4 protein-coding genes are annotated in these 4,268 nt (G+C 45.8%); all 4 read left to right on the top strand.

Annotated features, from left to right (window positions below):
- Nucleotides 1-43 precede the first annotated feature (43 nt).
- Complete coding sequence (locus tag CAG69_RS09135) at nt 44-1,045, top strand: 4-hydroxyproline epimerase (protein ID WP_161443846.1); 1,002 nt, start codon at nt 44-46, stop codon at nt 1,043-1,045.
- Nucleotides 1,046-1,066: 21 nt separating this feature from the next.
- Complete coding sequence (locus tag CAG69_RS09140; protein WP_161443848.1) at nt 1,067-2,599, top strand: aldehyde dehydrogenase (NADP(+)); 1,533 nt, start codon at nt 1,067-1,069, stop codon at nt 2,597-2,599.
- 152 nt (nt 2,600-2,751) lie between these two features.
- Nucleotides 2,752-3,426: a GntR family transcriptional regulator gene (locus CAG69_RS09145; RefSeq protein WP_005377862.1), complete on the top strand. Its 675-nt coding sequence runs from the start codon at nt 2,752-2,754 to the stop codon at nt 3,424-3,426.
- Between the two features lie 30 nt (nt 3,427-3,456).
- Nucleotides 3,457-4,221, top strand: a complete 765-nt coding sequence (locus tag CAG69_RS09150; RefSeq protein WP_161443850.1) for a transcriptional regulator — start codon at nt 3,457-3,459, stop codon at nt 4,219-4,221.
- Nucleotides 4,222-4,268 lie beyond the last annotated feature (47 nt).

A 4,268-nucleotide genomic window follows, 5' to 3' on the forward strand; every position in this document is an offset into this window, starting at 1 on the left:
TACTATTGTTTAATTCAACCATTTTTTCAGCAAGGAGCGAAAAATGAGACAAGGAACTTTTTTCTGTATTGATGCCCACACCTGCGGCAACCCAGTTAGGCTGGTCGCAGGCGGTGTGCCTCCACTCGAAGGCAATACCATGAGCGAAAAGCGCCAATACTTTCTTGAGCATTATGATTGGATTCGTCAGGCACTCATGTTTGAGCCTCGCGGACACTCAATGATGTCGGGGTCAGTTGTCTTGCCTCCTTGCAGCGATAACGCAGACGCTTCAATTCTGTTTATTGAAACCAGTGGCTGCTTACCAATGTGTGGCCACGGCACCATTGGAACCGTCACTACCGCTATCGAGAATCGCCTTATCACTCCCAAAAAAGAAGGCCGTTTGATACTTGATGTCCCAGCAGGACAAATCGAAGTGCACTACCAAACAAAAGGTGACAATGTCACGTCGGTGAAGATATTTAACGTACCAGCTTACCTTGCCCACCAAGACGTAACCGTGGACATAGAGGGCTTAGGTGAGCTCACTGTCGATGTTGCTTATGGCGGAAACTATTACGTAATCGTCGACCCTCAAGAAAACTACGCCGGACTTGAACACTACTCTCCAGATGAAATTTTGATGCTTTCTCCAAAAGTTCGCGAAGCGGTATCTCGAGCGGTTGAGTGCGTACATCCAGAAGATCCGACAGTGTGCGGTGTTTCTCACGTGCTATGGACCGGAGAGCCCACTCAAGAAAACGCCACCGCTCGAAATACTGTGTTTTACGGCGACAAAGCGTTGGATCGCTCGCCATGTGGTACGGGCACTAGTGCACGCATGGCGCAATGGCATGCAAGAGGCAAACTCAATCAAGGAGAAGACTTTGTTCACGAAAGTATCATCGGCAGCCTATTTCAAGGACGTATAGAAGGCATTACCAAAGTGAATGGCAAAGCAGCTATTTTGCCAAGTATTGAAGGATGGGCACAAGTATACGGTCACAACACGATATGGGTAGACGATGAAGACCCATATGCGTACGGATTTGAAGTGAAGTAATAAGGATAGTAAGGAAGAATGATGAACCCACAAGAACCAACCACTTTTTACGCAGTCAACGCCTTTACTGGTGAGCCTCTACCCACAGCGTTTCCGGTACATGGAGAGCAAGAAGTTAATCAAGCCGCCTCAGCCGCCCAAAGCGTTGCGCGTGAGTTTCGCCAACTAAGCAATGCAAAGCGAGCGAGCTTACTTTGCTCTATCGCCTCTGAATTGGAAGTGAAGAGTGAAGAAATCGTTGCTCGTGCTCATTTAGAAACTGCCCTTCCCGAAGCACGTTTAAGCGGTGAAATAGGACGTACCGCCAACCAATTACGACTATTTGCCGAGGTTGTGAGCTCGGGTAATCACCATCAAGCAATTTTCGATACGCCAAACCCAGACCGTCAACCACTGCCGAAACCAGATATTCGTCGTCAGCAAATCGCAATTGGCCCTGTCGCCGTGTTTGGTGCGTCTAATTTTCCGCTCGCATTTTCTACTGCAGGTGGTGATACGGCTTCGGCACTGGCAGCTGGCTGTCCTGTGATTGTAAAAGGCCATACCGCCCACCCTGGCACCAGTCAACTTGTTGCTGAGTGTATTGAGGCTGCACTTGAGAAAGAGTGCTTACCGCAAGCCATCTTCACGCTATTGCAAGGTAACAAACGCGCACTTGGCCAAGCACTCGTTACCCATCCAAAAATTAAAGGGGTTGGGTTTACAGGCTCAGTCGTTGGTGGCCGTGCGCTGTTCAATCTAGCTCAGCAAAGACCAGAGCCAATCCCCTTCTATGGTGAACTAGGGGCGATTAACCCAACATTTATTCTCCCTTCAGCCATACGAGCAAACGCCTCATTGGCTGAAGAGTTTGTGGCTTCTATGACTTTGGGCTGTGGACAATTTTGTACAAAACCCGGCGTTGTATTTGTCTTGAATAGCCCAGAAACGCAAGCCTTTATCGAGACCGCTCAAGGGTTAATTCGACAACAATCAACGGCCACTTTGCTAACGCAAGGAATCCGAGAAACGTATGAATCCGAAGTGGATAAGCGAGCTTCCGAAACAGGTATTAACGTCACACGTTCTGAACAAGCAGAAGCGACCAATGTCTCACCAGCACTGTTCGTGACGGACAGTAAAAACTGGCGTAAAAACCCGCAATGGGAGGAAGAAATATTTGGTCCTCAATCGTTAATCGTAATCTGTGAAGATTTCGATGACATGTTGAAACTGAGTAATTCACTGACTGGATCGCTCACCGCAACCCTTCACGCTACCGCTGAAGACGAAGAACGAGCCAAGCAACTGCTTCCAAGTTTGGAAGAAATCGCCGGACGCATTGTATTCAACGGTTGGCCAACTGGCGTCGAGGTTGGTTACGCTATGGTTCATGGTGGACCATATCCTGCTTCAACCAATTCTGCCTCAACATCTGTCGGTGCGGAGGCTATTCATCGTTGGTTGCGTCCGGTCGCTTATCAAGCTTTGCCAGAATCTTTATTGCCGGATTCATTAAAAGCGTCGAACCCACTGGGTATTCAACGCGCCATAGATGGCAGTGTGTCCCAATAAGCCCACCAAATGGCTCAAAAAGGCATCAACTGATGCCTTTTATTTCACTCTACTTCTCAAAACCTTCTTTCCTAGTTGGTTTGTGCCAGAAAAACAATAAACTACTAAAGTAAAATGGATTGGATACAATATTAATTTCACGGGAGACTTCAATGTCACAGAAACCTGTTTTTAAAACGCGCACTCAGCTCGTTGAGGAAGCAATTCGAACTCAGATCTTGAAGGGCGAGTTAAAAACTGGTCAACCTTTACGTCAAGATGCGTTAGCAAAAGAGTTTAATGTTAGCCGAATTCCTGTGCGTGAAGCGTTAGTTCAATTGGAAGCACAAGGACTCGTTAGCTTTGAACCTCACAAAGGTGCGACGGTCACTGAGCTATCTCCAGAGAAAATCAATGAGCTATTTGAACTGCGCGCCGTCGTGGAATGCCACATTTTAGAGCGCGCGATTCAAAATATGACAGACGCTGACCTTGAACGCGCGCGCGAAGTTCGTGAACGTTTCGAGTCAGTAGTGAACAGTGGCGACGAAGTAGAAGAATGGAGCAACTACAACTACGAGTTCCACAAAGCCCTATATGCGCCAGCCAACATGCCTGAAACTATGGACGTCATTTACAACCTGAACACAAAGTGTGACAGATACATACGCATGCAGCTATTGTTTACTACAGGCATTAAAAAGGCAGAAGAAGAGCACTTAAGCTTGTTTGAAATGTGCCAAAATCGCGATATCGAAGGCGCCAAGTACCTGCTGAAAAAACACATTCTAGAAGCGGGCACAGCGATTCGAAACCTGCTGCTTGAAAGGCAAAATATCAGCCAGTAAACGGAATAACGAATAAGGTGATATTCAAGGATGAATGTTGGACCAAAGTTTTTACTCGCAGCGCTACGACAAAAGATTAAAGAAGAAGGGCTTTGCTACAATTCCTTGTCAGAGAAAAGTGGCATCCCTTTATCTAGTATTAAACGCCACCTACATAATCCAGCTTTAGGTTTGGATAAAGTACTTATTTATCTGAACTACCTGAATACCGATCTCGTCGAACTCGCAACCTTAGCCAACGAGCTTCAGCACCAAAACGAGCAAATGCTAACAGATGAAGAGAGCGCCCTTTTCGTTGAGCATCCTTATTTACTTGATTTTATTTATATGCTGACTTCTCGTGATATTAAACCACAAGAGATAGCCCAAACTTACGGACTTTCTGATACAAGCTTACGATTCTATTTGCGTATCGCGGAAATTCTAGGATATGTCGAAAACTTCGGAGACGGCTTGTTTTACCGTTCTGGTCGTCGATTTATTATGGAAGAAGGTACGGCATTAGACACCTTATTCAAAGAGCGATTTCAACAAGATTCGCTTTCTCATGATATCAACCCAGGCGTATGTATAGGTCGCATTAGGCTCACCGAAGAGCAGAAAGTGCAAATAGAGGACGAGCTTTGTAATAAATTAGCGAAACTTAACGCAGTTAACACTTCCAACAATGAAGGTGAACTAACAAATATATTAATGCGTTGTACTCCTGGTTCTCAGATATTTTTCGCTGATTATTTACCTAACATTGGCGGAAGCCTATTAAAGCACGTCGCTCAACTCACTAAATTAAGTTAAAGCATCAGACAAATAAATCAAACAAACCCCAGATAACATCATATATC

This window comes from Vibrio sp. V43_P6S15P86 (assembly GCF_009904725.1).
GTDB classification, from domain to species: Bacteria; Pseudomonadota; Gammaproteobacteria; order Enterobacterales; family Vibrionaceae; genus Vibrio; species Vibrio diabolicus.

Bases quoted from the DNA above. Each gene is read 5' to 3' on its own strand.
- CAG69_RS09140 (WP_161443848.1), top strand. From the start codon at position 1,067: ATGAACCCACAAGAACCAACCACTTTTTACGCAGTCAACGCCTTTACT.
- CAG69_RS09145 (WP_005377862.1), top strand. From the start codon at position 2,752: ATGTCACAGAAACCTGTTTTTAAAACGCGCACTCAGCTCGTTGAGGAA.
- CAG69_RS09135 (WP_161443846.1), top strand. From the start codon at position 44: ATGAGACAAGGAACTTTTTTCTGTATTGATGCCCACACCTGCGGCAAC.
- CAG69_RS09150 (WP_161443850.1), top strand. From the start codon at position 3,457: ATGAATGTTGGACCAAAGTTTTTACTCGCAGCGCTACGACAAAAGATT.